This window comes from Cognatishimia sp. F0-27 (assembly GCF_020667845.1).
GTDB lineage: Bacteria > Pseudomonadota > Alphaproteobacteria > Rhodobacterales > Rhodobacteraceae > JAFMPQ01.
The window spans coordinates 1-361 of record NZ_JAFMPQ010000123.1; the positions used below are offsets into that span (position 1 = coordinate 1).

Genomic DNA, 361 nt, shown 5'->3' on the forward strand with positions numbered 1-361 from the left:
AATGGAGCTTCCCCTGATGTCTGAGATACCGCATCTTCTTGTTCACGAGCACGCTGACAACGTTGGTGTTGTTGTTGTTGAGGGCCTTGAGTCCGGGACGGACATGCTTGTTTGCGTGACGCATGACAATTCGACCTTTCGCCTGACGGCCGGGGCGGACATTCCGATTGGCCACAAGGTTGCGCTCAAGGATCTGTCGGCTGGTGACACCGCGATCAAGTATGGCGAGGATATCGGCAAGATTGTCGCCGATATTCCAAAGGGTGGGCATGTGCACACCCACAATTGCAAGACCAAGCGCTGGTAGGCGCCGGTGCGCGCATGGCTTGTCGGGCCTGAGGCGTCCGTCCCCGGTCCGGTC

The 361-nt window shown here is 58.4% G+C and carries 1 protein-coding gene; it reads left to right on the plus strand.

Going from position 1 to position 361, the window contains the following annotated elements:
• Window positions 1-307, plus strand: a 307-nt coding sequence (locus J1C49_RS21600) for a UxaA family hydrolase (RefSeq protein WP_227447865.1), incomplete at its 5' end; no start/stop codon positions are given.
• Window positions 308-361 lie beyond the last annotated feature (54 nt).